Source organism: Streptomyces sp. NPDC111507, assembly GCF_055638955.1.
Window position 1 is genome coordinate 115,557 of the sequence record NZ_JBVKBU010000007.1, and the last position, 26,170, is coordinate 141,726.

Genomic DNA, 26,170 nt, shown 5'->3' on the forward strand with positions numbered 1-26,170 from the left:
CGCACCGCCCGCCGTGGACGTATCGCTCACCCCGGCATCCGTACCGCCGGCCGGAGCCGATGCGCCCGCCGGTCCGGAAGCGGACACGGCGCCGGAACCGCTGCCGGATCCCCGCTCGGGTCCGCCGCCCCCGCCGCCCCGCAGCCGATCAAAAAGCCCCACGCCGTGTCACCCTTCTCCGGCGCCGCGGTTGACGAGTGCCGCGATCTGTTCCGTGTAGCCGCGCCGGTCGCGGTGTTCGAGATCCAGGATGGTCTCCAGGCTCCAGTGGAAGTGATAGGCGATGTACGCGATCTCCTCCTGGATGCGGTCGGTCGCGTACGTCACGATTCCCCCAGGCGGCTCCCGCCGAGTTCGACCTCGAACGGCTCCTCGCAGTGCGGGCAGGTCACGGCGGCACGGGTGTGGCCCTCCGCGTTGACCTGACGGTAGAAGTCCTGCAGGAAGGCCAGGTCCGAGGCGAACATGTTCTCCACCACCCCGTCGTGCACCAGCGGAAGCGTGCCCAGCCGGGTGATGACCCGGCCGAGCAGCACGACCGACAGGTACGCCGGGTTCTCCTGCACCCGCATGTCCCGCAGGGGGACCAGCTCGTCGCGAGCGGTGGCGAGCCGCATCACGCCGTGCCGGTGCACGGTGCCGGAGTCGTCCACGTACCCGCGCGGCAGCTCGAACTCGAACTCGGTGCGCAGCGGTTGCGCGGCTGCGGCCGGGGCCGGAGCCGGAGCAGCGGTCTGCTCCGGCTCCGGTTCGGCGACGACCGTGGCCGCCGCCCTGGGAGCCGTACGGCGCATTACTCGATGACCAGTTCTTCGAAGGTGATCGTCACGGTCTCGGTGAGCGCGGACGCCTCGCCGGCCTTCACGGTGCTGGTGTCGATCTTGCTGCACCAGGCGTTGCGCATGTTGTACCGCTTGACCGGGTTGTTCATGTAGTCCATCACCATGATGGTGGCGTTCTTACGGGCGGTGCTCATCTGACCGGCGACGGACTCGGTGATCCACTGGTTGAAGGCCGCCGACTGCGTCATACCGCGGACGACCGTGCAGGTGCCGGCCTTCTTCACACCCGGCAGCTTCTTCGTGACAGGGATGCCCTGAGAGGAGACCTGCTGGTACTCGATGACGTCCTGCTCGATGCTGAGGCCGCTGACCTCCGCGAGGTACTCGACCATCACGCCGTCGATCTGGAGGCCGAAATTGTGTGAAGTAAGGGCGTCACCCGGCTGGAGACTCATCTGTTCTCTGTCCTTCTAGGGTTTCTTGGGCGTACGGGGCGGAGCTGGTGGCCGAGAGGGCGGTACTACTCCTCCAACTCACCGCTGCCGCTGGAGAACTGGGCCAGCCGGAAGATCACGAACTCGGCGGGCTTGACCGGCGCGATGCCGATCTCGCAGATGACGCGGCCGAGGTCGACCGACTCCGGCGGGTTGGTCTCCTCGTCACACTTGACGTAGTACGCCTCCTCGGGCCGCGAGCCGAAGAGGGCGCCGTTGCGCCACTCATTGACCAGGAAGGCGGAGACATTGCGCCGGATCCGGGCCCACAGGGCGTGGTCGTTCGGCTCGAACACCACCCACTGGGTGCCGATCAGGATCGACTCCTCCAGGTAGTTGAAGTACCGGCGGATGTTGAGGTAGCGCCAGGCCGGGTCGGAGGACATGGTGCGGGCGCCCCAGACGCGGATGCCGCGGCCGGGGAAGGCGCGGATGCAGTTGACGCCGATGGGGTTGAGCAGGTCCTGCTCGCCGCGGGTGATCTGGAGCTCCAGGTCCACCGCTCCTCGTACGACCTCGTTGGCGGGCGCCTTGTGCACACCGCGCTCGGAGTCGTTGCGGGCCCAGATGCCGGCGACGTGGCCGCTCGGCGGGATCAGCCGGGACTGGCCGGTGGCCGGGTCGAAGGCCTTGACCCAGGGGTAGTAGAGGGCGGCGTACTTGGAGTCGTAGCCGGCCGTCTCCTGGCGCCACACCCGGATCTGACGGGCGTTGAGGCCCGGCGGCGGGTCGATGACGGCGACCCGGTCGCCCATCAGCTCGCAGTGCGCGATCAGACCGAGCTGGACGGCCTTGACGGCCTCCAGGTCGATGGCGCCGCGCTGGTAGGCGGCCATCAGGTCGGGGACGGCGACCATCGAGACCTCGTCCACGGCCTCCAGGCCACCGAAGCCGGTGCGGTCGGCGGAGTCGCCGAGGTACTGGGCGGGGCCGGGGTGGCCGCCGTCCGTGGTGGCCGGGACGGCGGGGGAGGAAGCGGACGGGGCGGCGAGCGCCACCGTCTGGTTGTCGGGGCGGGCCAGCTGGGCGGCGGGCGCGGCCTCCTGCACGGCGATGAGCTTCGAGCGCTCCTTCACCTGGGTGACCACGTAGTTGCGACCGCCCTTCTTGGCGGTCACGTCGAAGGTCTCGGCGACCTTGTCGCCGTCCTTGACGATCAGCTTGAACCGCTCGGCCGGGCCCTCGCCCTCGGGGTCGGCGACCTCGACGCTCAGCGAGCCGCCCGCGACGGCGCTCACCGAGAACGTGCCGAGCTGCTTCGGCTCGCCCGGCGGCAGCGCGGCCTGCGCGCCGGAGCCGGTCACCGCGGCGGGGGCCGCGGAGTCGCCCGATGCGCCGCCGGGCGTTCCGCCGACCCGGACGACATAGGCGGCACTGCCGCCGTTGTTGAAGAAACCGTAGACGGAGTGCGCGAGGTAGTACCCGTCGGTGAACTCACCGAAGGCCGCCACGTACTGCGTCCAGTTGGTCACCAGTGTCGGCTCGTGCAGGGGGCCGATCGGGGCAAGACCGACGAAGGCCGCCACCGAGGTGCCCACGCCCTCGATCGGACGCGAGCCGCTGGCCACCTCCTCGACGTAGACGCCCGGCGACAGGTAGGACGGCATGCTCTGCTCTCCTCGGGGTACGAGATGGGACGTCACTCACCCTCACGCGCGAAGCGCGTCCCCCGAAACGTCCTGGGGTGCCGGGTCAGGGGCAGCTGTGTTGCCCCCAGGGGCAATCCAGGAGAGGGATTGTGGGGGCGGAGGGGCGCCGGCAACGCGAGGACCGGCACGCACACCTCTGTCGTACTGGTCGCACTCCGCCGTACTAGTTACTGATGCTCCACGCCCACGCGGCGCCCTTCGTGATTCTCGCGAGGAGCGTCAGGAAGTCCTGCTTGACGGCCTCCGGTGTTTTCTCCGGAGGGAAGAGCGGCTTGATCGGCGAGTCTTCGGGGAAGTCGGCCGACAGCAGCGCCCGGTAGCGGTTGTAGACCTTCGCGATGTCATCGCGGACCGCCTCCGATCCGCTCTTCGCGGGCGCTCCGAGGAGCCGGTCGTCATTCGTCGCCGCGATGGAGGCGACATCCATCAGGAAGCAGTCCAGAAGGTCGGTCACGTCCTGTTGCCTGGCGCCGTCCACCTGGTCCTTCACGTCCTGGAGGAGACGTTCCGCCATTTCCGTGGTGACCGCCTTGTAGACCCCGTAGCGGGGGCCCTGGGGGATCACGCCGAGCACGTGGTCGGCCTGCTTCGCCTCGGCCGAGTTCATGAACTTGGGCTGTTCCTCGAGACCAGGCACGGGGAAGGGCATCCCCTTCAAATGCTGCTCTTCGTCGAGGAGTTGAGGCTTTGCCTCCGCGAGAGGATGGATGCCGAACTCGTGGGACAGCATTCCGACGATGTAACCGATGTCGTAGTTCTCGAAGTAGTACGCGGCGAGAATGACCTTTACACCCTCGTCCCCGTTGTCCTTGACCTCGGCCGGAGTGTCCGCGATCCGCTTCTCCAGGACGATGTCGCACGGGCGGCCGCGGAGGTAGTCCTGGATGAGCTTGTGCTCCGACAGCAACTGAAGAACGCGCTGGGCCTTGGCGAAGTACGCCGGGTATTTGTTGGCCACGTTGGTGAACGCGATCTTCCCGCTGGCCATGCGGGCCCGCTGGATCGGCAGCGCGGCGCGCTGCACCGCAGGCGCCTCGACCGCACCGGCGGACACCGGCGGGTTCTCCAGTGGGACCGGCCCGGACATGACGCGTTTCGCATTGGCCTCGGCCGCCTGCTCGAAGCTGTCCCCGGGGTCGGACATGTGCAGCCCGTTGCCGTTGTCGGTACCCGCCACGGGGCCCTGCCGCTGCTGGACCACATGCGTCAGTTCATGAGCGAGCGTGTGCTTGTCGGCGCCGCCGGGGCCGATGACCACATGGCTGCCGGAGGTGTACGCATGGGCGCCGATCTCGGCCGCGGAACGCTGCGCCACGGTGTCCGTGTGCAGGCGTACGTCGGAGAAGTCGGCGCCGAGACGGGCCTCCATCTCTGTGCGGACCCCGGTCTCGAGTGGGCTTCCCGTGCTGCGCAGGACGTCATGGACCGCCGAACGCTGCACCGGTGCGGAGTGCCCGCACGCCGGGCCATGTTCGTGAGCCTCCCGGGCCAGCAGTCCGGCGACCGCCGCGTTGCCCGCGGTGCGCTGGAGCGCGGTCACGGCCGACGGGGAGAATCCGCCCCCGGGGAGCAGGGCGGGTCCAGGTCCCGGGCCCACGCTCGCGGCCCCGTCCGTCCGCCGTGCAGCCGCCCGATCGGCAGGCCCACCTTTTCGGGCCTGCTGCTGGTCTGTCTGGCGTTCCTGCACCATCTGCCTCCTCGGCCGTCCGCGTGTGGTCCGCCGAGCGCACGGTCACACAACTCACCAGAAGAATGATGCGAGCGTCCTCCGCCCGGCCCGCAAGGTCACGGGGGACCTGTTCGGGAGCAGACCCCGTGCCCGAAGGGGCCACGGAGTGGTCCGCGTGGCCTCTGGCGCTCCGCCCGGGTGCCATGGCAGGGGACTTCCGGGCAGCGATTCTGCCCTCTGGTCTCCTGACCGGAGCCGGTCGTCCTCATAGCGTCGTCGAGTGAGCCTTTGGACTTCGCTGGAGCCTGCCTCCAGCACTGTGGATCCCGGTGGCAGCGCCAAGGTGCGGTTGCGGTTGCGTAATACCGGTGATGTGGTGGATGAGTACCGGTTCGAGCCGGTGGGTGATGTGGCGCCGTGGACGGTGGTGGAGCCGCAGACGCTGCGGCTTTATCCGGGGACGACGGGGACGGTGGAGTTGACGTTTGCGCCACCTCGTTCTCCGGACGCGGTGGCGGGTCCGAATCCGTTTGCGGTGCGGATCACGCCTACGGAGCATCCGGAGGCGACGACGGTTCCTGAGGGGAATCTGACGATCACGCCGTTCACGGAGGTGCGGGCGGAGTTGGTGCCGCCGACGGTGAAGGGGCGTTTTCGGGGGCGGCCGAAGCTGGCGGTCGACAATCTGGGCAATACGAGGCTGACGGCGTCGGTCAGTGGCAGTGACAACGGCGATCATCTGTCGTACGACATTCATCCGAGCAATGTGCAGATCGAGCCGGGTCGGGCGGCGTTCGTGAAGGCGACGTTGAAGCCGCGGCAGATCATCTGGTTCGGGTCGAAGGAGCAGCGGCCGTACACGCTGGCGATTCAGCGTTCGGGTACGGGGCCGCAGCCGGTGGAGGGTACGTATGTGCAGCGCGGGTTCCTGCCGCGTTGGCTCGCCACGTTCTTGGGTGTGTTCATGGCGCTCGCGATCACGTTCGTGATGCTGTGGATCGCGTACAAGCCCCAAGTGCACACGTCCGCCACGGAGAAGCTCCAGGAAGCCGGCATCAGCACGCTCCCGGCACCCACCCCGTCCTTGTCGCAGGCGCCGAGTTCCGCGCCGGCGGACGTCCCGGCGGCTCCGTCCCAGCCACAGCAGACGCCCGAGAACGGTGGTGGAGGGGGCGGTGGCGGAGCGGTGGCCAGTCCCAAGGCGACGCAGAAGACGGCGACCGGGCCGCTGCCCGCGAGCAACATCGTGCTCAGGAACCCCACGACCAAGAAGTGTGCCGACATCCCGGGCTACGACAAGGGTTCGGTGAACGGCCCGGTCAGGGAGTTCACCTGCGACGGCACCACCCATGACAACCAGCTTTGGAACCTCGAAGTGCGCGTGAAGGGCAGCGGTCCCGAGAAGTCGGACCTCTTCCAGATCCGCAACGTCAAGGACCAGTTGTGCATGGACCTGCCGGACTATGGCGCCAAGCCCGCGCAGACCAAGGTGTCCGAGTTCTACTGTGACGGCACGACCGCAGACAACCAGCTGTGGTGGCTCGACAAGCAGGACGACGGCCACTACTGGATCCGCAACTACTCCAGCAACCACCTGTGCCTGGATGTCGCCGGCTTCAGCACCGGCGGCGACGACACCCCGCTCACGATCTACTACTGCAGCAAAACCGACGACCAGGAGTGGGACATCGTCCACCCGTCCTGACCCACAAAGGGCAGTGTGCCGCAGCTCTTTGGGCAGCCGTCGTGCCCCGACGCTTGCTGACGGGAGCGACGCCCCGGCCATAGCGTCGTCGAGTGAGCCTTTGGACTTCGCTGGAGCCTGCCTCCAGCACTGTGGATCCCGGTGGCAGCGCCAAGGTGCGGTTGCGGTTGCGTAATACCGGTGATGTGGTGGATGAGTACCGGTTCGAGCCGGTGGGTGATGTGGCGCCGTGGACGGTGGTGGAGCCGCAGACGCTGCGGCTTTATCCGGGGACGACGGGGACGGTGGAGTTGACGTTTGCGCCACCTCGTTCTCCGGACGCGGTGGCGGGTCCGAATCCGTTTGCGGTGCGGATCACGCCTACGGAGCATCCGGAGGCGACGACGGTTCCTGAGGGGAATCTGACGATCACGCCGTTCACGGAGGTGCGGGCGGAGTTGGTGCCGCCGACGGTGAAGGGGCGTTTTCGGGGGCGGCCGAAGCTGGCGGTCGACAATCTGGGCAATACGAGGCTGACGGCGTCGGTCAGTGGCAGTGACAACGGCGATCATCTGTCGTACGACATTCATCCGAGCAATGTGCAGATCGAGCCGGGTCGGGCGGCGTTCGTGAAGGCGACGTTGAAGCCGCGGCAGATCATCTGGTTCGGGTCGAAGGAGCAGCGGCCGTACACGCTGGCGATTCAGCGTTCGGGTACGGGGCCGCAGCCGGTGGAGGGTACGTATGTGCAGCGCGGGTTCCTGCCGCGTTGGCTCGCCACGTTCTTGGGTGTGTTCATGGCGCTCGCGATCACGTTCGTGATGCTGTGGATCGCGTACAAGCCCCAAGTGCACACGTCCGCCACGGAGAAGCTCCAGGAAGCCGGCATCAGCACGCTGCCGCCCAGCCCCTCGACCTCCGCCGCGCCACCCGCGCCTTCCTCGCCCAGCGCCGAGGCCCCGGTCGTGCCCTCCGCGCCCGAGACACAGGCCGCGAGCGGTTCCGGCGGGGGCGGCGGAGGTTCGTCCGAGACCAAGCCGAAGGAGTCGGCCGCACCGCAGGAGGACACGGCGGCGACCGCCGTCACGCAACTGGCCGCGCAGGACCCCGGACGGCACATCTGCTACCGGGTCTATCTGACGGACAAGGGCTGGACCAAACCGGTGTGCGACGGCGCCGTGGCCGGCACGGTGGGAGAGAACCGCCCGATCAAGTCCGTCAACCTCGCCACGTCCGACACCGACGGCACGGCCGCCACCGCCTTCGTCTACTACCCCCAGTCGACCGATGGCAAGGGGCACTACAACGGGCCGTGGAAGGGCGTGGTCGACGGCGCCGATCTCTACATCGGCAGCACCAAGAAGGACGACCCGTACATGCTGGGCTTCGCCATGAACGTCGGCGAGAGCAAGAGCGTCGTCTGCCAGACCGCGCACGTCCACAACGAGGGCTGGCACGGCCTGGGGTGCGACGAACCCGGCGGGGACAACTACATCTTCGGCGGGACCCTGAGCAACCTGCTCTGGCTCGAGGCCGTCAAGTTCACCGTGTGAAGCAAGTTCACCGTGTGAAGCGACCCTGCCCGGCCGACAGTCGTCGGCCGGGCAGGGTCGTGCGCGCGAGCAGCTGCTACCACGTACCCTCGCCCGGCACCAGCCGGCCCGCCTTGCGGTACTCGCGGCGCGCACCCTCCAGGAGGTCGGCCGTGTCGACCGGCGCACCGCGGCCGGCGGCGCCGTAGGCGGCCGTGACCACGGCGCTGCGGATCGAACCACCGGCCAGCTCGAAGTCCCGGGCGACGGCCCGCGGATCGGAGTCCTCGGCGCACGGCACATGGGTCAGGGCGTGCTGCCACAGGGCCAGCCGCTGGTCGGCGTCCGGGAAAGGGAAGTCGATCACGAGGTCGAGACGGCGGGTGAACGCCTCGTCGATGTTGGCGCGCAGATTGGTCGTGAGCAGCGCGATGCCGTCGAAGGACTCCAGCCGCTGGAGCAGATAGGAGCTCTCCATGTTGGCGTACCTGTCGTGGGAGTCCTTGACCTCGGACCGCTTGCCGAACACGGAGTCCGCCTCGTCGAAGAGGAGCACGGCGTCGGTGCGGTCCGCCTCGGTGAAGATGCGTTCCAGGTTCTTCTCCGTCTCGCCGACGTACTTGTCGACGATCGAGGAGAGCTGCACGACGTAGAGGTCGAGGCCGAGTTCGGCGGCGACGACCTCCGCGGACAGGGTCTTGCCGGTGCCGGAATCACCCGCGAAGAGGCCGAGGACGCCCCGGCCCCGCCCGCCGCCCGCGCTCAGCCGCCAGTCGCCGAGCACCTGGTCACGGTGGCGGGCGCGCAACGCCAGCTCGTGCAGTTGCACCAGCGGTTTGTCGGGCAGGACGAGATCCTCCCAGCCGACGTCCGGACGGATCCGCCGGGCGTGCCGCTCCAGCCCGGAGGCGGACTGCTGCCGGGCGGCCAGCCGCAGATGAGCGGGGGTCAGCGCGGTACCTTCGAACACGGCGAGGCGCTGCGCGGCACGGGCGGCGCGCAGGATGCGGTCGCCGCCGAGCCGGTACGGCGCGACCACCGGGGCGAGGTCGAAGCCGGGGGCGGGTTCCGGTACGGGTGCGACATGAGCGGAAGTCTCGGTGTCGCCCCCGGTGCCGAGCGCCACCGCCCACGCGTCCACGGCTCCGGAGCGCAGCCGGGGCGCGTCCAGGACGAGCGGATCGCGGTGGTCGCACCAGTGCGGGTCGTACGGACGCGGATCGGTGAACAGCACGGACACGTCGTCCACCGCCAGCGCCCGCATCAGCGGGGCGGGGTCCTCCGGCAGCGGCGACACGACGATCGCGCAGTCACGCAGCCGGGCCTCACGCAGCAGTTCGGCGATCGGCTCCTGCCCGGCGGTCCTGTCCGGAGCGAAGTGGAGCGCCTCCTGCCCCGAAGCGTCACGCAGCGCGCCCGCGGCACAGGCGAGACCGTCTCCCGCCCGGTGCTCGCGCAGATAGACGGTGAGCGGGGCGGCCGCCAGCCGGCCGGTGAGCCTGCGCAGGAAGACCTCGTCGTACTGCTCGCCCCGCACCGGCGCCCGGAGCCGGTGGACATGGCCGGTCAGTGCGGCGTCCAGGGTCTCGTCGCCCAGCAGGTGCGCGATCAGCCGGTCGGGTACGCGCAACGACCGGCTCAGAAACGGGCGTTCGGGTTCCTCGACGACGATCAGGCCCAGCGCGACCAGCGGAGCCGAGGGATGGAACCGGGCCCGTGCCTCGGCACGGTGTGCCGGAAGTCCGCACAGGTCGAGCGCGAGCCCGGTGGTGGCCCGTCGGCGGCTGACGTCGTCGTTGAGGTAGCCGTAGAGCGGCTCGAAGGTGCGGTCGAGGTCCGGGGCCAGCGCGATGAGCAGGATCCGGACGTCCAGCTCGGTCAGCCCGAGCCGCCCGGCCAGCAGATCCAGCCGGTCGCCCCGCTCGGAGACCCAGCTCTCGGGGGCGGGGTTCTCACCGGCCGGCTCCAGCAGATGCCGTACCGCGTCCTCGGACAGATACAGGCCGCGCAGCGGATCGGTCGCGGTCGGATCGGTCGCGCTGCGGTGTTCGACCAACAGCGCCACCTGCTCGCGGAGCCGGGACACCCGGACCAGGAGCGCGTCGGCCGATCCCTCGAAGGCGGTGGCGGGTGAAGTGTCGTCGGTGGACGACGAGGTGTCGGTGGCGGCCGACGCCGGGACGTGCGGGGTCACTTCGCTCGCTTCTCTCCGTTTCGATCCTCCGCGGCCGGGCGGTCCCCGGCCGGGAGCTCCGTACCCGCTGCCGTGTCGGCCGCGGTCGTGGACGCCAAGTGCCGTGCCCGGTGCCGCCGTTCGGGCGAGTCCTCCAGGGTTCCGTCCATCCCGCGTACGCGCACACCGGCGCCCTCCGTGACCGGCGGCCCGGCGTCGTACTCCGGGAACGACGGGAACGGCGCGGTCACCACCAGATCCAGTGACGGCTTCAGCTCACCGCCGAGCGCGGACCAGATCTCCGCGAGGGACCGGGACTCGGTGTGCAGATTCGCCACCGAGAGCGGCACGGAAAGGCCCAGTGCGGCCAGCGCGTCGGGCAGTGCGTGCGGGGGCAGGATCTCGTGGGGGAGCAGCGTCGCCAACACCGCGGACAGCAGGCGGTGTTCGTCCTGCGGCTGCTTGGTCCAGGCCGTCACGAGATACGACAGCCTGAACCAGCGCGGCGGCTGGCGGCGGCGGAGCACGATCCCGCGTTCGTCCCGCACGGCCATGGCGCCGCGCTCACGGCGCCGCACGTCCTCGCGGATGTCGTACAAGTAGGCGTTGATGGCGGGCGCGTTGCGGCGGGCGGCCCACTCGCGGCTCGGCGCGTCGAAGGCGACCTCGACACCGGAACCGGCCAGCGCACCGCTCCTGAGCAGCCCCTTGAGGACCTCGTCCACCTCGTGAATCACCGTCGTGCTCCCGCCGTGCCGTCATGTCCTGCCGCGTACCAGCCGTGGGCCGGCTGAGTACCCGCTGTGTACCCGTCTGCTGTGATCCGCCCGGTGACCCGCTCGACAGGCCCCGTGCGAACGAACGTCCGCCTCAGATGTAGCCTTCCCTGAGCGCATAGGCCACGGCGTGGGCGCGATTGCGCAGATGGAGCCGGGTGGTGAGCCCGTGCATCACGTTCTTGACGGTACGTTCGGAGTAGGAGAGCTTGCTCGCTATCTCCCCGGTGTCCAGTCCCTCGGCGACGAGCCTCAGCACATCGATCTCGCGCGGCACCAGGCCGGAGAGCGGAACTCCGGTCTGGCCGGAAGCGGTGCGCTGGAGCGATCCCACCTGAGTGATGAGGCGTCCCAGCAGATCCGCCGGCAGATCCCCGTCGCCCCGCGCGGCCGCGAGCACGGCCTGCACCAACCGGTGCGCACTGGCCTCGTGGCGCCAGACGATGGCCCCGACACCGCACTCGATGACGTCGAGCAGCTCGGCCTCGCGGATCGCGTTCACCACCAGCACGGCACGCGCCCCGTCGCTGCGTACGAGTCGGCGCAGCCGGGACAGCGTGGCCTCGTCAGGTCCCTCGTTGACCAGGACGGCCACGGTGCCGGGCCCGGCCTCCGCGCTGTCGAGGAGGTCGATCACCGGGTGCTGCGCCAACTGGCTGCGCACCCCGGCCCGGGATATCGGGTCGGGTGCCTGGACCACCACCGGTATGCGGTTTCCGGAATCCACCGCGCCGGTGTCGGCGGGCCGCTGTGACACGCCTGCGTCAGTGGTCCGTAATGAACTGCGCAACCGCTTCTCCCAAATCCACGTGCTGGTAGCCCCTGTGTCGCCAGTGGCCGAAGGGCTGGTCCCAGACTTCTGTGCTTGGCGTGCCTCGCGCAATCGTGGAGGACCACGAGACGTACCACGAGATGGATCATGAAACGTCCCCGACAGGAGACATCGATGGGCGAGACCGAGGCGCTGCGTGAACGACGGGAGGCACTCGAGCTGGTGGCCGCCGAGGCGGACCGTGCCTGCGCCGGGTCCGGCCGTCTGGTGCTGCTCAAAGGGGCCACCGGCACGGGGCGCACCGCCCTCCTGGAGGCCGTCACCGAGCGGGCGGCGGCCCGCGGCATGCGGGTGCTGCGGATCCGCTGCTCGCCCGACGGCGAGGCCGGGGAGTTCTCGGCGGTCCTCCAACTTCTGTCATCGGGCGGCGAATTCGACACCGGAACCAAGCTGTTTCCGGACATATTCGACGACAATCCGCAGCACTGGTCATACGCCGAACACCTGTGGCGGCGGCTGCGCTCCCACGCCGCCGACGCCCCACTGCTGCTGGCCGTGGACGACGTCCACTGCGCCGACGAACCCTCCCGCCGCTGGCTCGTCGACGTCGCCCGGCGGATCGACGCACTGCCCGTCCTCCTGGTGGCGACCGAGCGCAGCCAGTACGACATCGACCCGCCGTCCGCCGGTCTGGCGCACGCGCTCTCGCCCACCCTGGTGCGCACCCACACGCTCGCCCCGCTGAGCGCGAACGCGGCGGCGCAGCTGGTCCGTTCGGAGGTCGGCGCCGCCACGCCCGCCTGGGTGGACGACTGCGTCCGGGCCGGCGCGGGCAGCCCCCTGCTGCTGCGCGCCCTGCTCGAGGACCTCCGCGCACAGGAACCGGACGGCGCGCCCCCGAGGAGCGTGCCCGACACCTGTGCCGCCCTCTACCCGGGTGCCTATCCGGCCGCCGTCTCCTGGTGGCTGGACAGCGCCGGAGAGGCGACGGCGAGGGTGGCCCGCGCTCTCGCGGCGCTCGATGCGGACGTGTGGGAGGAGGGCCACGCGGAGGAGTTCACCGGACTGCTCGCCGAGACGGCCGGTGCGGACCCCGCCCGGGTACCCGGCTGGCTGACCGCCATGACCCGCCTCGGCCTGCTGCGGCCCGATCCCGACGGACGGCCGCGCTTCGCCCACCCGCTGCTGCGGGACGCGGTGCTCAGCGGCTGGCCCACCGTCCGGCGGCAGGCGGCCCACCGTACGGCGGCCGAAGTGATGCTGGGCCGTGGCGACCGCGCCGAAGCGGTGGCCGGACAACTGCTGCGGACCCAGGCCGTGGGCGCGGCCTGGGCCACCGTGGCGCTGCAGGACGCCGCGTCCGTGGCGGTACGGGACGACAGACCCGACGACGCCGTGTCGTATCTGCGTCGTGCGCTGGACGAACCGCTGACACCCGCCCGCCGGACCATGGTCCTCACCGAGCTGGGCTCCCTGGAGTTCGCCGCCGCCCGCTCCTCGGCCGGGATACCCCGGCTGACCGAGGCGACCCGGCTGCCGGGCATGCCGCACGACCGGGTACGGGCGGCCGTGGCCCTGGGCACCGTACTGGCCCGGCGCGGCAAGGCACGCGCCGCGATGGACATCCTGCGCGACCTGGACGAGCAACTGACCGGCCATCCGGACCTGACACGGCTGCTGCAGACCGCCTCGGCGCTGCTGTCGGACCATGACCAGGGCATCCGTCAGGAGGCGTACCGCTGGCTGCACGGTGCCGCCGAGCGGTCCCCGGACCTGGTCGGAACGGCGGGTCAGGCCCTTCTGGTCCGCTACGACGCGACGGCCGGACTGATCCCCGCCGCCACGGCCATGAAACGGATGCACGCCCTGTTGGACGAACCGGTCGACGCGCTCGCCGAACCCTTCCTGCTGGGTACGGCCGCCGCCGTCGCGCAATGGGCCGACGAACTGGCGGAGGCCGAGGGGCTGGTACGCCGGGGACTGGACCGGCAGAGCCCGTCCCTGTTGCACCCCATGCACCTGGCGCTGCTCAACGTACGGGCGGACATCGCCGCGACGCGTGGACAGTACGCCGATCTGCTCGCCGAACCGGCGGCCTGGCAGGTCACCGAAGCCACCGGTCGCCGGCCCTACCCGGCCAACGCGCACGGACACGCCGTGATCGCCCTGGTCGAGACGGGCCGCACCGAAGAGGCGGCCCGTCTCGCGGACAGCTTCGCCCTGGGCGACGCGCACGACTCCTGGGAACTCAACCGATTCCTCTACGCGCGGGGCGTGTTGCGGTCCGCGCAGGGGGATCACGCCGGCGCGCTGGACGACTTCCTGGAATGCGGCCGCCGGCAGACGGCACGGGACGTGGTGAGCCCCGTGGTCACCCCCTGGCGGACCGCGGCGGCCGAGTGCCGCAGCGCGCTGGGCCGTCCGCAGGAGGCCCTCGCGCTGGCCCGCGAAGAACTGCGGCTCGCCCAGGTGTGGGACACCCCCCGGCTGGTGGGCCGGGCGCTGCGCGGGCTCGCCACCGCGACCGGAGGCCGTCGCGGTCTGGAACTCGCCGAACGTGCCGTGCGCATCCTGCGGGACGCCTCCGCGCGGACCGAGCTGATCCCCGCCCTGATCGCACAGGGACGTCAGCTCGTCGCGGCGGGGGACCGGAGCCGGGCCCGCGACGCGCTGCGCGAGGCGGCCGAGCACGCCGAACGGCTGGGCGCGGTACGGATGCGGGCGCTGGCCGAGGAGGTTCTCCCTGAAGGCCGCTCCCGCGGCTCGGCGACCGCGCTCACCGGATGGGAGGCGCTGACCGGCAGTGAACGCCGGATCGCCGCCCTCGCAGCCGACGGGCGCACGAACGCCGAGATAGCCGAACTCCTGCACCTGGCCCGACGCACCGTCGAGACCCATCTGACCAGTGCCTACCGCAAGCTGGGCATCCGCCGCAGGACGGAGCTCACCGCCGTGATCGGCGAGCGGCCGGCGGATCCGGCGGAGCCGCTGGAGGAGCCGGGCGGCTGACACGCCCCCGCATCAGGACGTGAGGCGGCCGTCCGGGTCGTGGAGCTTGGTGTGGTTGGACGGGTCCTGGAGCATACGGCGGGCCACGGGCGCCGGGATCCGCACGACCACCGGAGTGGGGACGGTGAAGTCCCGTACGGCGACGGAGGGGGCGCCGGAGCGGCCCCGGTTGCTCACCCGGGCCACCACCCGCACGTCCAGGGTGAACTGCACCAGCGTCGCCTCGGACTTGGGCTTGTGCAGAGGCATCGAGCCGGACCCGTGGGCCGAGGTGTCGGTGGCGCCGCCGACCTGGTCGACGTTGCCGAGGAGCTGGTTCATCCGGAACTCGTCCGCGTTGAGCACACCGGCGCCGCCCAGGCCGCGTACCGACTTGTTGTGCTCCACCGCCTGCTGGTGGTCCGTACCCGTGGGCCGGGGCGCGTCCAGGGCGCTCTGCGCCACCGTCTCGAAGGTCATCTTGTCGCCGACGCCCAGCACCCGGCCGGAGCGCAGCCGGGCGTGCAGCGAGGTCCGCAGATCCTGGCCCTGCGCCCCGGAGGCGTGCACGACGGGCAGGTCGACCCCCGCCGCGGTGAGCAGTGGCAGGGCGGAGATCAGCCACTCGGTGGACACCGCCTCGCGCTGCGCGTACGCCGCCGCGTCGCCCGTCCTGCGGTAGCGCTCCCCGCCGTGCGCGGCCCGTACCGCGTCGTCGATCACCCGGCGGATCTCGGGGGCGCCGCGGAACCCGTTGACCTGCGCCTCCATCGGCAGGCTCACCCCGCGGCCGTGCCAGGGCCCCAGCCGGCTCGCTTCGGCGTCGTCCTGCCGCAGGAACGCCTGTCCCGCCTCCGCGCGCGGCACCGGCCGCAGCCGGGACAGTGCCTCGAGGTCCTTGACCAGAATGCGGTGGACCAGGGACTGTCCGCCGAGGGTGGCGAGGCCCACCCGCCCACGGGACGAGTGCAGTTCGAGGGTCGCCTCGATCGGCACCCGCATTCTGACGGAACGGGCGGAGGCCTCGGCGACGGTCTTCATGCCGAGCTGACCCCGCCCCACGGTGGCCGACTTCGTGACATCGCTGATGCCGACGCCGAGCCCGCCGGAGCCGCCGACGCTCTTGAGCGGACCACCGCCGCCCTCCGGCTTGCCCGCACCGGCCACGACCCCCTCGACGGTCCGCGTGTCGCTCTTCTCGCGGGTGTCCGCCCGCTGCGTGGCGGCCGAGGTGATGTACTCCATGTCGCGGCCGTCCTTCGCCTCGCCCTCAGACGTGCCCTGCCGGGTGCGGCGTACGCGGAACACGGCCCAGTACGGTGTGTTGCGGCCGCGGAAGAGTTCGACGGGCACCCCGCCGTCCATGGCCCCGGAGAGCAGTCCGGCCGAACCGTCCCGGTCCAGGACGCGCAGCAGCCGCTGCATGTTGTCGTGCGGATCGGCCAGTTGCTGCTTCGGCAGCAGTTCGTCGGCGAGCGACCGGTCACGCCGCCCGACGTCGGCGCGCAGCCGCTCGAGCAGGGGAACGAAGTCGGGCAGTTCCTCGATCATGCCGAAGCCGAGCGGCAGCTCCTGGGCGAGGGCGGGCGCCGCCGGGGCGGTCGTGCTCGACGACTCCCCGCTCCGGGACGTCTCGGTCTGCTCCTGGGTGGCCTTCCCCTTGCCCTTGGACTCTTTGCCCTTGGACTCTTTGCCCTTGGATTCCGGGCCCTTGGATTCCGTGCCCAGGCGTGCGGACTCCTCCTGCGAGGACGTCTGCCCGGCGGCCCCGGGAACGCGCAGGCCCGCCGCCGCCAACTGTTCCTGGGTGAGCCAGACGGCGGCCGCGGCGGGCAGCGTCCGTTCGCCCTTCGCGATGTACGGGCCGCCTCCCGTGACCTTGACCTCGCTGACCATGCGGACCACCAGATCGCAGTGGACCAGGTAGAGGGGCCGGGTGCGCGGAGTGTGGGCGTTGCGTTCGACGGTGCCGCTCAACGTCGTCGCCGTCGCCGCGCTCCGGCCCAGGCTCCGCCCGGCCGACACGCCCTCGCCCAGCCGCCAGCCGGCGCCGTTCTCCGATCCGAGGGCGCCGCCCTGCACGGTCGTGGAGGTACCGCTGCCCTCCTGCCCGGTCATCTGATGGCCGCCGAGCAGGAATGTCTCGGTACCCGCCCCGGTGCCCTCGGCCACCACCTCCGGGTTGGTGAGGGCGAACCGGGTACCGATCGCGCCGTTCAGCGCGTGGAGCCTACGGGGGTACTGCAGGTTCTTCACCACCCACCCGGAGGACACCGCCTGGCGCAGCGCCGAGGTGATGGCCTGCGGGCTGAAGCGTTCCTCGATCGCCAGCCGCGGCGCGAGGCCCTCCGTCTGCAGCGCGAGGTCCTCCCGCAGTTCCCGGTTGCGGCTCGCGGCCCGCGACAGGAGCTCGAAGGCCAGATCCCGGACCGGTCCGCCGCCTCCGACGGTCTCCACCAGCGTCCAGTCCCGGACCGCCCGGCCCGCGATCGAGCGCGGCGCCATGGTCGACAGATCGCCGATGCCCGACGCGTTGAACTGCCGCTGCGGCGGCGCCAGTCCGGCGGTGCGCCTGCGGGTCCTGGCCGTCAGCCGGTCCTTCCCGGCGGTGTCCAGGGTGAACGCGGTCGGGGTGAGCAGCCGTACGTCCTGCTCGGCCAGGTCGAGCGCCTCGGTGTCCGCGGTCGAGGCGATGTGCACGGCGTCGGGTGCGTCCCGCCCCGGCATGCCCGGGGTGAGGGCACGTGTGGCGGTCCGCTCCCGTGTCGTCATGGTGACGTCCACGTCCAGGCGCAGGGCGCCACCGAACGCGCTGGTGTTCTCACCGCCGTTGGTGAGCACGTCGGAGCGTGTCGCCGGACCCGCCTGGTTGCGCCGGGTGCTCTGCCGGGTCCGCTCGCCGCGCACCGTGGCGGACAGCGCACCAGGGATCAGCCGGAACTGGCCGAGCGCCAGTCCGCCGATCGACCGTGAACTGGACCGCCCGCTCTGCGAGTTGCTGGTGACGCCGCTGTGGCTGCGCACCAACCAGTCCTTCGTCTCCCCCTGGTAGCCCGTCTCGCGCAGGGCGCCGACGACCTTGATCTGCACGTCGTGCGCGTGCCACCGGCTCTTGCGCCGCATCCGGACCCGGATCCCGGAGGAGAGCAACTGGTCCTTGTTGACCCGCAGGTTGGTCTCCGAGAGTACGGTGATCAGCTCGCGGTAGTTGCGCCGCTGCACCTCGCCCTCCTCGCGGCTCACCTGGGTCCCCGCCCCCGCTCCGAACGCGGGAAGATAGCCCGCGAGTCGCTGATCGGTGGCGAAGAGCCGCTCGATGCCGGAGAGCAGGGGAGCGATGTCCAGCTGGCTGATCGCCACGCTCGACCCCATGGCCCCGAACGGCAGATGGCGCTCGTTGGCCGGACCGGCCGACGACCCGGCGCCGTCCCGTGAGTCATCCTCCGGCCGCCGGTCGAGCTTCTTCCCGTCCGCGTCCGTTCCCGGCTCCCTGATCATGGGGCCCGCCGTGACGCCTTCGGGCAGTTCGAGGCCCAGCGAACGGGCCTCGTCGGCGCGCAGACTGACCCACACATCCATCGAGTGCTGGGCCGTGCGAGTGCCGGAGCGCACCTTCATGGCGGGGGAGAGCGGTCCGGTGCCCTCGACGCTGAACCGCACCTTGCCGAGGTAGAGCACCTTGTCGCCTCTGACCTCGGCGCCCTGACGGCTCGACACCGTCTGTTCGGCCACCGTGAACCGCGCTTTGCGCGCGCCGGCCGTGGGCATGACCGTCGCGCGCACCGCGGCGGCGTTGCCCAGCACGCCGAACCCCGCTGCCGGGCCCGCGCCGAAGGTCCCCCCTCGGCCCTTGGCGGCCGTGTGGGACACCGAGTGCTGTGCCTGCTGGTGCGTGCGCAGTTGGGTCTTGCCGGTCGTCCAGGCGGGCGACAGGGCGGTGAGGTCGGCGCGCATCCGGTAGGTACCCGTGGCACTGCCGTCCTTGGAGACGAGATCCTCCCCGATCACCCAGCCGCCCAGCAGCCGGGGCAGGTCCTCCAGGACGGTCGTGGCGGAGGTGGCGTCGTGGAGCCGGGCCCGCCCGGGCGCACCGCGGGAGGTCAGGGAGGGGTGCAGCACGGAGCGGACCGTGTCGAACAGGCCACCGCCGCCCGGATGGGGGGCCGCGGCGTCGTCCAGGGCGACCGGGGCCAGCGAGTCCGCGAGCCGTACGCTCCGGGCGGTCCCCGCGCTGAGGGGGCGCGGCCGCGCGGGTGCCTCGGCGGTGACCGGCACCAGGTGTTCGGTGGGCACCCGCATCATGAGGGACCCGGCGCCGCTGAACGTCTGCGCCCGGCCGCCCCGCCCCTCGTCCTGGGGCTTGACCCGTACGCCGTAGCGCACCTGGCGCCGCATCTCGACGGACCCCTTGTCGCTGCGCAGCACCCGCGGTTCGGACATGGTCTTCTGCACACGGGAGTCGGTGGAGGACTGGAACGGCTGCGCGTTGGCCATGACCGCCCCGCCGAGCCAGACGCCCGGGACGACCGGCGCCAGCCCGAACGCCATGAAGTTGACACCCTTGCTGGACGAACCGCCCGAGGAGTGGCTCACCACGCCCGAGGTGTTGTGCTGGGTGTCCACCTTGACGTTGGCGCCCTCGGCCATCCGCGCGTCCTGGGCGGCCTGCCGGGGGGCGACCTCGGTGCCGGTGCCGGTGCCGGTGCCGGTGTCGCCGTCGCGATCGTCGGCTCGCGCCTTGCCCTTCCCCTTGCCCATGGCGGCCTCCGACTCGGCCAGCAACGCGGCCATGGCCTTGGCCTGTTGCACGGCCGCGGCCTGAGCCTTCACGGCCTCGGGGGAGACGAAGGTCTCGGGCAGGTCGGTGCCGTCCCGGGAGATGGTGACGGTGACGTCGTACCAGCCCTTGCCCTCCGGGCCCTCGACGGCGAAGGAGCGGCCCTGGCCGTAGAACGTCTCCGGCCGCCCGGCCAGCTCCTCGCCTATCTCGGCCACCGCCCCGTCGGACCGTCCGACGACCGTCCCGAGGGCGGTGGACACGAACTCGTGCCCGGTGAGCCCGTACGCCGTGGAGAGCCCCGCCGCCCGTAACTCCCGCAGGTACGGCGGCAGTCCGAGCGGCGGATGGGAGGAGCCGGCCCCGCTGCCGGTCTGCCGGGGGGCCGTCCGACGCGGGCCCGTCCGACGGGGGCGCGTCGTGGTGGCGGCGCGCGGCCGGGCGTTCTCCGAGCCTTCCTCGGACTCCTCCGCCGCCTCTTCGACCGCGGGAAGCACCGCGGGCAGCCGGGTGGCGGCACTGCTCTCGGGCAGTTCCTCAAGAGTGGGCAGTACGGCAGGGGCGGGCCTCGGCGCACGTGTGGCCGCCGCCACGCCCTCGGCGGCCGGGAGCCGTCCACGCAGTGCGCGCGCGGTCGCCGCGTTGCCCGCGTCCCGCTGCAGGGCCAGCAGCGCCTGGGGAGTCATCCCCGGGCCGGTCGTCGGCAGCGCCGGGTGCGGCGCCGTGACCTCCGCGCCGTTCCTGGCGGCCGGGGCCGTGTCCCGGCCGACGGCTCCCCAGCGGTGGTCCCCGGTCCTGCCGTTCCCGCCCGATGCCTGCCGCTGCCTACGCACAGTGAGCCATTCCCGTCATGAGGGCCGCCGTCCCGCCCCCATCGGATCCGTCCGCTGGGGAGCGTAACCACTGCGCGGGCCTCACAGGGAGCAAGATCATGGACTCGGGCATATGGACGTCCGCCGACCACCGAAGGGACCACGGCAGTACACCAGCGCTCCATCTTCCGCGGCCGTGCGCTCACTTCGAACACCGTTGAATGGCATTGCCGCCGTGCTCCCTCGGCGCCCACTGTGGCGGTGGTCGAAAGCGAAACACCACACACAGGGGGAATTCCTCATGCGCCGTATTCCGGCCGTCATCACCACGTGCGCCGCGACGCTCGCCTTCCTCGTCCCGGCCGGCCTGGCCGCCGCCGCGCCTGCCGCGCCCGCGTCGCCCGCCGAGCAGTCGTACACCGTCGTGCCCTACGAGAACGTCAAGGTCCGCCAGCTGCCGAAGAAGGACAGCGCCTACCTGGCCACCCTGACCGCCGGTCAGTCCTACACCGCGTACTGCTGGACCCACGGGCAGACCATCACGGACCACGGCTACACGAACGACATCTGGATCGGATTCGCCGACGGATTCAGCAGCGCCGTCTATTTCAAGGGCGACCAGTACGCGAATCTGCCGGCCTCCGCCCAGTGCTGAAGGCAGCGGAACCCACCGGAATTCACCGCGATCGTCTCTCCGTGCCAGGGAGTTCATCCATGAGCATCCGACGCAAGTCCGTCGCCGTCCTCGCCGGAGCCGTGCTCGCGTGCGGCCTGCTGGGCGCGGGAACCGCCTCGGCGGCGGCGCCGACCGGTCTCACGCGGCAGGCCGCCTTCGAGACGTACACCGTCGTGCCCAGTGTCGACGCGCCGATCCGTTCCGGCCCGGGCAACGGCCACCCCGTGATCGGCAGGCTGCGCGCCGGGTACAGCTACGCCGCCTTCTGCTGGCTGTCCGGGGAAACGGTCGTCGACCACGGTTCCACCAGTCACATCTGGATCCATCTCTCCGGCGGCCCCGGCATCGGCGACGGCTGGGTCAGCGCGCTGTACCTCCGCGGTGACGAGCGGGCCGATCTTCCGGCCTCGGCGCAGTGCTGACCCGCGGCTGAGGCGGGCGGACCAGTCAGATGACTGAAGCTTCCTCGGGCCACCGCATCGCACCATGGACGAGGCCCCGCCCGACCGCCTCACCGAGCGAAGGATCAGCATGCACGTGGACGCCCATGACGACGAGATCTGGGCCGTACTCGAAGGTGAGATCACCTTCTTCGTCGGAGAGCAGCGCTACGACCTGGGCCCGGGCGACATCGCTTTCGGCCCGCGCGGAGTCCCGCGCCGCCATGTCGTGCGCAGCCCGGAATCCCGTCTGCTCGTGACCTCGGTGCCCACCGGGGTCGCGGAGTGGTTCACCCGCAACGGCACCCCGGTGGCCTTCGCCGGTGAACTGCCCCCGTCCCTCGGCCTGGACGCCACTGCCGGCCTGGTGGGCGCCTACGACCTTCATGTCGTCGGCCCGCCGGACACGGGCGAGTGACACGGGCGCGCCGGGCCGAGACAGGACGACCCGGCCGCCGCCGGGAGTCGAAGGTCAGCCCTGATGGGCCCGCAGCGCGGCAAGGGCCCGGTCCGCGTGGGCGCTCATCCGCAGTTCGCTGCGCACCACCTCCAGGACGGTGCGGTCCTGCGCGATGACGAAGGTGACCCGCTTCGTGGGTGCCAGGGAGAAGCCGCGCTTCACTCCGAACCGCTCGCGAACCGTGCCGTCGACATCGGACAGCAGCGGGTACCCGAGCGTGTGACGCCCGGCGAACTCCTGCTGCTTGTCGACCGCGTCACCACTGATGCCGACCGGCCGCCCGCCGGCGGCGGTGAACTCGGCGGCCAGATCGCGGAAGTGGCACGCCTCGGTGGTGCAGCCGGGGGAGAGGGCGGCGGGGTAGAAGAACAGCACGACCGGTCCCTCGCCGAGCAGCTCGGTCAGCTTGCGCTCCGTGCCGGTCTCGTCGGGCAGGGCGAAGTCCTCGACCTTGTCGCCCACATCCACACCACGCGTCATGACTGACCCTTCCCACCATTGGCAACGCTGCGTGCCCACAGTACAAGGGGCACCTGCAAGGGGAGTCGCGCGATCGCCGCGGCCTTCTGCGGAGCGGGACGCCGGCGCCAGTCCACGGCCATCTGGACGTTGGCGGGGAACACCCCGACGAAGAAGGCCGCGGTGGCCAGCGCGGCCACCCGACGGGTACGGGGCACCGCCACCCCGGCGGCCAGCGCCAGTTCGGCGACACCGCTCGCGTACGTCCAGGTCCGGGGTGCCCCCGGCAGCGCCCGCGGAATGGTCGCGTCGAACTGCCGTGGCGACGCGAAGTGACCGACACCCGCGGTGGCCAGCAGGCCGGCGAGCAACAGGGCAGAGCGTTCCGACCGTGGCACGGTTCCTCCTCCAGGGGGCTGCCGCGAGATATTACTGGAGGGTAAGTGTGGTGCGGGCGACGGGGTTCACGAAGGGGGAGGGGCCCCTCCTGCCTGCCCCGGGCCGATGTCAGCGCGCGGCGCGGACGCCGTCAAGGGCCACCGTGAGGACCCGGTCGCGCTGGGTGTCGTCGAGGAAGTTCGTCGAGGTGATCCCGGCGACCATGCGCAGCAGGTCGTCGAAGTCCATGTCCGCGCGCGCCTCGCCGGCCTTCTGCGCCCGCTCGAACAGCGGGCCGCCCGCCTGGTACATCGAGTCCCGGCAGGTCAGGAAGATCTCCGACTCGTTGTCGAGCGCCTCGCGGATGGCCCGCTTGGTCACGGTGTAGTCCACGAACCGCCGCAGCCACGAGGTCAGCGCCTCCCAGGGCTCCCGCTCGGCGACTTCCAGGGCCACCTGGCACAGGGCGTCCACCTCGTCCGCGTACACGCTCTCGAAGAGGTGGCGGCGGGTGGGGAAGTTCCGGTAGAGGGTGCCGATGCCCACGCCCGCGCGCCGGGCGATGTCCTCCAGGGACGCCTCCGCGCCGTGCTCCGCGAAGGCCTCGCGTGCGGCGGCCAGCAGAGCGTCGTAGTTGCGTGCGGCGTCTTTGCGGTGCGGGCGCCGGGACGCCACGATCCCGCTGATGGGGAACGGCTGAGCCGTCACTTGGTGCCTCCCGGCCGAGAAGAAGTTGAAGCGGAGGTTTGCCTCCGTTACAGTGGAGGCGTACCTCCACTTTAGCAGTCGGGGGGGGGGGTGCGTTCCCCGTGGTGGCGTGTGTCCGCACGCACCGTCGACGCGCTCGTACCCCCTGTGACCTCGAACGGGCCGTACGCAGCCCGCCTCCGCTCCTTGAGCGGCCGTTCCACCTGCTCTGTTCCGCCTTCCGTTCTCTGATCCGTTCCGTTCCGCTCCGTTCGGAGAGGCTTTTCATGCCCACGAAGTCCACCCGCCTCACCTTCGCGGTCCTCGCGACCGGTGCGGGCGTGTTCTCCATGCTCCAGTCGCTGATCGCACCGGCCCTGCCGACCGTCCAGCACGCCCTGAACACCTCGCAGTCCACCGTGACCTGGGTGATGACGGCCTACCTGCTGTCCGCCTCGGTCTTCACCCCGATCCTCGGCCGGGTCGGCGACCTGATCGGCAAGAAGCGCACCCTCGTCGCCGTCCTCGTGACCGTGACGCTCGGCTGTCTGCTCGCCGCGCTCGCGCCGAACATCAGCGTGCTGATCGTCGCCCGGGTCGTCCAGGGCATAGGCGGTGCGCTCTTCCCGCTCTCCTTCGGCATCATCCGGGACGAATTCACCGCGGCCGAGGTCGGCCCCAGCATCAGCAACCTGTCCGCCGTGATCGCCGCGGGCGGCGGCGTCGGACTGGTGGCGGCAGGTCCCATCGTGTCCGCGCTCGACTACCGCTGGCTGTTCTGGCTGCCCGTCGGCGTCGTCGCGGTCACCACACTGATCGCCCTGCGCTACGTCCCCGAATCCCCGAGCCGGGCCGAGGGACGCGTCAGCTGGCTCGGTGCCGTCCTGCTGTCGGGCTGGCTGGTCGCGCTGCTGCTCCCGCTCAGCCAGGCGACCCAGTGGGGCTGGGGATCGGCCCGCGTGATCGGGCTGTTCGTCGCCGCCGTCCTGCTCTTCGCGCTGTGGCTGCTGGCCGAGGCGCGCTCCCGCACCCCGCTGATCGACCTGCGCGTCATGCGGCTGCCCGCGGTGTGGACCACCAACACCGCCGCGCTCCTGTTCGGCGCGGGCATGTACGCGATCTGGTCCTTCCTCCCCGGCTTCGTGCAGACCCCGAGCTCCGCCGGATACGGATTCGGCGCCAGTGTCACCGCGGCCGGACTGCTCATGCTGCCGATGCTGCTCGCCATGTTCTGCTCGGGCGTGCTCAGCGGTCGGCTGGAGCCCGTCCTCGGCGCCAAGAAGCTGCTCACGACCGGTGCCGCGCTCGGCGCGGTCGCCTGCGGCTTCCTCGCCCTGTGGCACGACCAGCAGTGGCAAGTGGCCTTCGCCGCGGGCATCTTCGGCCTCGGCATCGGACTCGCCTTCGCCTCGATGGCCAACCTGATCGTCGGCAGCGTGCCGCCCGAGCAGACCGGCGCCGCGACCGGGATGAACGCCAACATCCGCACCATCGGCGGGTCCATCGGCGCGGCCGTGACCAGCGTTCTGGTGACCGGCCGGCTCCAGCCCTCGGGCCTTCCCTACGGCTCGGGATACACCCACGGCTTCACCCTGCTTGCCCTGCTCTGCCTGGCCGCGGCGCTGGCCGCCCTCCTCGTGCCGGTCCAGCGTGCCGGCCGGCCCTCCGCCTCGGCCCGCGCGGACGCCGACTCCACGCGTACGGAACCAGAGGCGGCCGTCGCTCCCGGCGCGCGGAGCTGACCCGGTCCACGCTCGGCGTCACCATGCTCGGTGCGACCGCGTCGATGCGTGAGGGCGATGCGTGAGGGCGATGCGTGAAGTTGACGGATGAAGGTGATGGGTGAAGATGCTTGTCGGACAGGGGCATGGCTCCGAACGGGCGGCGCGTTCACCCGACTCGGTGAGCGGTACCACGGATGCGTACCACCGGCGCGCGCACCGCCGTTGCTCCGACATGGACAGCACTCACACGGCCCAACGGCGCCGTCCGAAGCAGGGCCTCGCGGGCCGGCCCTACGCCGAGCTGACGGACGGGCGTCTGGGCCACCCGCCGATCTACGCCCAACTGGTCGCGGAGTGGCGGGCCAAGGGCCGGGTGGTTCCGGAGCACCGCGAGGTGGTCGCGGTGCTGTGGGCCTCCTTCGCCGCCTCCAGCCCCTTCGAGGGCGCGGCGTGGCCGGTCGACTCCAGGGCGGAGAAGCGGGAGGAGAAGACCGCCGGACCGGTACCCGCCGCATCCGGGACCGTGTCCGCCGGCTCCGTACCCGCCGTCCCCGTACCCCGTGACCTGCTGGGCTGGTGAACTCCTGCGCGCGCTGCCGCGGAGTGCCGGTCACCCTCCGGGCGGGGGAGCCAGGACGGCGAGCGTCCCGTTGGCCCGCTGCAACGCCAGTTCCAGGGGGACCGCGGCATGCAGGGCTCCGGTCCCGTCGGGCGGAATGAGCCATTCCAGGAACCGCGCGGCGCGGTACGGCGGTGGTACGGCGACCCACGAGCCCTTGCCCGCGTGGCGGAGCCCGGAGCCGACCCAGCGGCTGGCCGGGTCCGGCGGCAGGAAGAAGCCCACTCTCCGGGACGCGGTGTCCACCAGGGTGGGACCGGGGGCGCGCAGCGGGTCGTTCCACAGGATGTCCAGGGCGAGCAGCCCGAGTTGCTCGGGAACGCTGAGCACGTCCCAGAACCGCCCGGCCTCCATGAGCACGGTCCCCGACCCCTGATCCCACTCGCGCTTGCAGACCCGGGGGTCCGAGGCGGCTGCCGCGAGCCACTCGACACCTTGCATCCACATCACATCCGGCATGACCAACTCCAGGACATTCGCAGGCCGTCTGACCAGGCATGGAGTGGCGCACTCGGATGCGGAAACCCGCACCTGGACGCCGACCCGGCGTGTTCATGCTGGTAGATATTTCTATGTGGCGGAAGGGGTGGCGCGGTCTGGCGTTTTCGCCGAAACGTTC

Annotated in this window: 21 protein-coding genes; 8 read left to right on the plus strand and 13 right to left on the minus strand. The window is 71.2% G+C overall.

The genetic code is table 11. From position 1 onward, the window contains the following. Positions 1-168 precede the first annotated feature (168 nt). The 5 genes from ACZ7M2_RS27635 to ACZ7M2_RS27655 form a co-directional block, all read right to left on the minus strand. Positions 169-327 carry a DUF6760 family protein gene (locus ACZ7M2_RS27635; RefSeq protein WP_095856654.1) on the minus strand — a complete coding sequence of 53 codons (159 nt, stop codon included), beginning with the start codon at positions 325-327 and terminating at the stop codon, positions 169-171. Continuing rightward, the gene (locus tag ACZ7M2_RS27640) at positions 324-794 is read right to left on the minus strand and encodes a hypothetical protein (RefSeq protein WP_471597566.1); all 471 of its coding nucleotides are present in this window, start codon (positions 792-794) and stop codon (positions 324-326) included. Before ACZ7M2_RS27640 ends, ACZ7M2_RS27635 begins: the two co-directional genes overlap by 4 nt. Continuing rightward, complete coding sequence (locus tag ACZ7M2_RS27645; RefSeq protein WP_054230236.1) at positions 794-1,237, minus strand: phage tail protein; 444 nt, start codon at positions 1,235-1,237, stop codon at positions 794-796. The genes ACZ7M2_RS27640 and ACZ7M2_RS27645 overlap by 1 nt, the downstream gene beginning before the upstream one ends. A 65-nt stretch (positions 1,238-1,302) precedes the next feature. Next, complete coding sequence (locus ACZ7M2_RS27650; RefSeq protein WP_352047173.1) at positions 1,303-2,883, minus strand: phage tail sheath subtilisin-like domain-containing protein; 1,581 nt, start codon at positions 2,881-2,883, stop codon at positions 1,303-1,305. A 205-nt stretch (positions 2,884-3,088) separates the two neighbouring features. Next, complete coding sequence (locus ACZ7M2_RS27655; RefSeq protein WP_471597567.1) at positions 3,089-4,522, minus strand: eCIS core domain-containing protein; 1,434 nt, start codon at positions 4,520-4,522, stop codon at positions 3,089-3,091. Positions 4,523-4,874: 352 nt separating this feature from the next. On the opposite strand from ACZ7M2_RS27655, the gene ACZ7M2_RS27660 reads away from it, so the two are divergent. Beyond that, positions 4,875-6,299, plus strand: a complete 1,425-nt coding sequence (locus ACZ7M2_RS27660; RefSeq protein WP_471597568.1) for an RICIN domain-containing protein — start codon at positions 4,875-4,877, stop codon at positions 6,297-6,299. A gap of 92 nt (positions 6,300-6,391) precedes the next feature. Then, positions 6,392-7,831: a hydrolase gene (locus ACZ7M2_RS27665; protein ID WP_471597569.1), complete on the plus strand. Its 1,440-nt coding sequence runs from the start codon at positions 6,392-6,394 to the stop codon at positions 7,829-7,831. A gap of 76 nt (positions 7,832-7,907) precedes the next feature. Here the strand turns inward: ACZ7M2_RS27665 and ACZ7M2_RS27670 are convergent, their stop codons facing one another. The 3 genes from ACZ7M2_RS27670 to ACZ7M2_RS27680 all read right to left on the minus strand — a co-directional run bounded on the left by ACZ7M2_RS27670 (position 7,908) and on the right by ACZ7M2_RS27680 (position 11,516). Further along, the gene (locus ACZ7M2_RS27670; protein ID WP_471597570.1) at positions 7,908-10,004 is read right to left on the minus strand and encodes an ATP-binding protein; all 2,097 of its coding nucleotides are present in this window, start codon (positions 10,002-10,004) and stop codon (positions 7,908-7,910) included. Then, a complete protein-coding gene (locus ACZ7M2_RS27675; protein ID WP_471597571.1) occupies positions 10,001-10,720 on the minus strand; it encodes a Pvc16 family protein in 720 nt (239 codons plus the stop codon). The genes ACZ7M2_RS27670 and ACZ7M2_RS27675 overlap by 4 nt, the downstream gene beginning before the upstream one ends. Positions 10,721-10,853: 133 nt before the next feature. Then, positions 10,854-11,516 (minus strand): helix-turn-helix transcriptional regulator, encoded by a 663-nt coding sequence (locus tag ACZ7M2_RS27680; RefSeq protein WP_352047168.1) that lies wholly within the window; start codon positions 11,514-11,516, stop codon positions 10,854-10,856. Positions 11,517-11,705: 189 nt separating this feature from the next. Here ACZ7M2_RS27680 and ACZ7M2_RS27685 point away from each other — a divergent pair, with 189 nt between their 5' ends. Further along, entirely contained in the window at positions 11,706-14,540 is a 2,835-nt protein-coding gene (locus tag ACZ7M2_RS27685) for an AAA family ATPase (RefSeq protein ID WP_471597572.1), read from the plus strand. 12 nt (positions 14,541-14,552) lie between these two features. Here ACZ7M2_RS27685 and ACZ7M2_RS27690 read toward each other — a convergent pair whose 3' ends face one another. Further along, positions 14,553-20,129: a hypothetical protein gene (locus ACZ7M2_RS27690; protein WP_471597573.1), complete on the minus strand. Its 5,577-nt coding sequence runs from the start codon at positions 20,127-20,129 to the stop codon at positions 14,553-14,555. A 280-nt stretch (positions 20,130-20,409) separates the two neighbouring features. Here ACZ7M2_RS27690 and ACZ7M2_RS27695 point away from each other — a divergent pair, with 280 nt between their 5' ends. The 3 genes from ACZ7M2_RS27695 (at position 20,410) to ACZ7M2_RS27705 (ending at position 21,642) form a co-directional block, all read left to right on the plus strand. Further along, on the plus strand, positions 20,410-20,763 hold the full coding sequence (locus ACZ7M2_RS27695) for an SH3 domain-containing protein (RefSeq protein ID WP_471597574.1): 354 nt from the start codon (positions 20,410-20,412) through the stop codon (positions 20,761-20,763). A 59-nt stretch (positions 20,764-20,822) separates the two neighbouring features. Next, entirely contained in the window at positions 20,823-21,206 is a 384-nt protein-coding gene (locus ACZ7M2_RS27700; RefSeq protein ID WP_471597575.1) for an SH3 domain-containing protein, read from the plus strand. Positions 21,207-21,270: 64 nt separating this feature from the next. Then, entirely contained in the window at positions 21,271-21,642 is a 372-nt protein-coding gene (locus ACZ7M2_RS27705; RefSeq protein WP_471597576.1) for a cupin domain-containing protein, read from the plus strand. Between the two features lie 54 nt (positions 21,643-21,696). Here the strand turns inward: ACZ7M2_RS27705 and ACZ7M2_RS27710 are convergent, their stop codons facing one another. From ACZ7M2_RS27710 to ACZ7M2_RS27720, 3 genes are all read right to left on the minus strand, one after another. Next, on the minus strand, positions 21,697-22,164 hold the full coding sequence (locus tag ACZ7M2_RS27710) for a peroxiredoxin (protein ID WP_067374717.1): 468 nt from the start codon (positions 22,162-22,164) through the stop codon (positions 21,697-21,699). Next, entirely contained in the window at positions 22,161-22,541 is a 381-nt protein-coding gene (locus ACZ7M2_RS27715) for a DoxX family protein (RefSeq protein WP_352047162.1), read from the minus strand. Before ACZ7M2_RS27715 ends, ACZ7M2_RS27710 begins: the two co-directional genes overlap by 4 nt. A 109-nt stretch (positions 22,542-22,650) precedes the next feature. Next, entirely contained in the window at positions 22,651-23,229 is a 579-nt protein-coding gene (locus ACZ7M2_RS27720; RefSeq protein ID WP_067374721.1) for a TetR/AcrR family transcriptional regulator, read from the minus strand. Between the two features lie 266 nt (positions 23,230-23,495). On the opposite strand from ACZ7M2_RS27720, the gene ACZ7M2_RS27725 reads away from it, so the two are divergent. Both ACZ7M2_RS27725 and ACZ7M2_RS27730 read left to right on the plus strand, forming a co-directional pair. Beyond that, entirely contained in the window at positions 23,496-24,950 is a 1,455-nt protein-coding gene (locus tag ACZ7M2_RS27725; RefSeq protein ID WP_471597577.1) for an MFS transporter, read from the plus strand. A gap of 214 nt (positions 24,951-25,164) precedes the next feature. Further along, complete coding sequence (locus ACZ7M2_RS27730; RefSeq protein WP_471597578.1) at positions 25,165-25,512, plus strand: hypothetical protein; 348 nt, start codon at positions 25,165-25,167, stop codon at positions 25,510-25,512. 30 nt (positions 25,513-25,542) lie between these two features. On the opposite strand, the gene ACZ7M2_RS27735 is transcribed toward ACZ7M2_RS27730, so the two are convergent. Then, positions 25,543-26,010: a hypothetical protein gene (locus ACZ7M2_RS27735; RefSeq protein WP_099939334.1), complete on the minus strand. Its 468-nt coding sequence runs from the start codon at positions 26,008-26,010 to the stop codon at positions 25,543-25,545. Between the last annotated feature and the right edge of the window lie 160 nt (positions 26,011-26,170).

Coding starts and splice junctions, on each gene's coding strand:
- ACZ7M2_RS27730 (WP_471597578.1), top strand. CDS start 25,165: ATGGACAGCACTCACACGGCCCAACGGCGCCGTCCGAAGCAGGGCCTC.
- ACZ7M2_RS27700 (WP_471597575.1), top strand. CDS start 20,823: ATGAGCATCCGACGCAAGTCCGTCGCCGTCCTCGCCGGAGCCGTGCTC.
- ACZ7M2_RS27640 (WP_471597566.1), bottom strand. CDS start 794: ATGCGCCGTACGGCTCCCAGGGCGGCGGCCACGGTCGTCGCCGAACCG.
- ACZ7M2_RS27725 (WP_471597577.1), top strand. CDS start 23,496: ATGCCCACGAAGTCCACCCGCCTCACCTTCGCGGTCCTCGCGACCGGT.
- ACZ7M2_RS27705 (WP_471597576.1), top strand. CDS start 21,271: ATGGACGAGGCCCCGCCCGACCGCCTCACCGAGCGAAGGATCAGCATG.
- ACZ7M2_RS27685 (WP_471597572.1), top strand. CDS start 11,706: ATGGGCGAGACCGAGGCGCTGCGTGAACGACGGGAGGCACTCGAGCTG.
- ACZ7M2_RS27650 (WP_352047173.1), bottom strand. CDS start 2,883: ATGCCGTCCTACCTGTCGCCGGGCGTCTACGTCGAGGAGGTGGCCAGC.
- ACZ7M2_RS27695 (WP_471597574.1), top strand. CDS start 20,410: ATGCGCCGTATTCCGGCCGTCATCACCACGTGCGCCGCGACGCTCGCC.
- ACZ7M2_RS27710 (WP_067374717.1), bottom strand. CDS start 22,164: ATGACGCGTGGTGTGGATGTGGGCGACAAGGTCGAGGACTTCGCCCTG.
- ACZ7M2_RS27735 (WP_099939334.1), bottom strand. CDS start 26,010: ATGCCGGATGTGATGTGGATGCAAGGTGTCGAGTGGCTCGCGGCAGCC.
- ACZ7M2_RS27645 (WP_054230236.1), bottom strand. CDS start 1,237: ATGAGTCTCCAGCCGGGTGACGCCCTTACTTCACACAATTTCGGCCTC.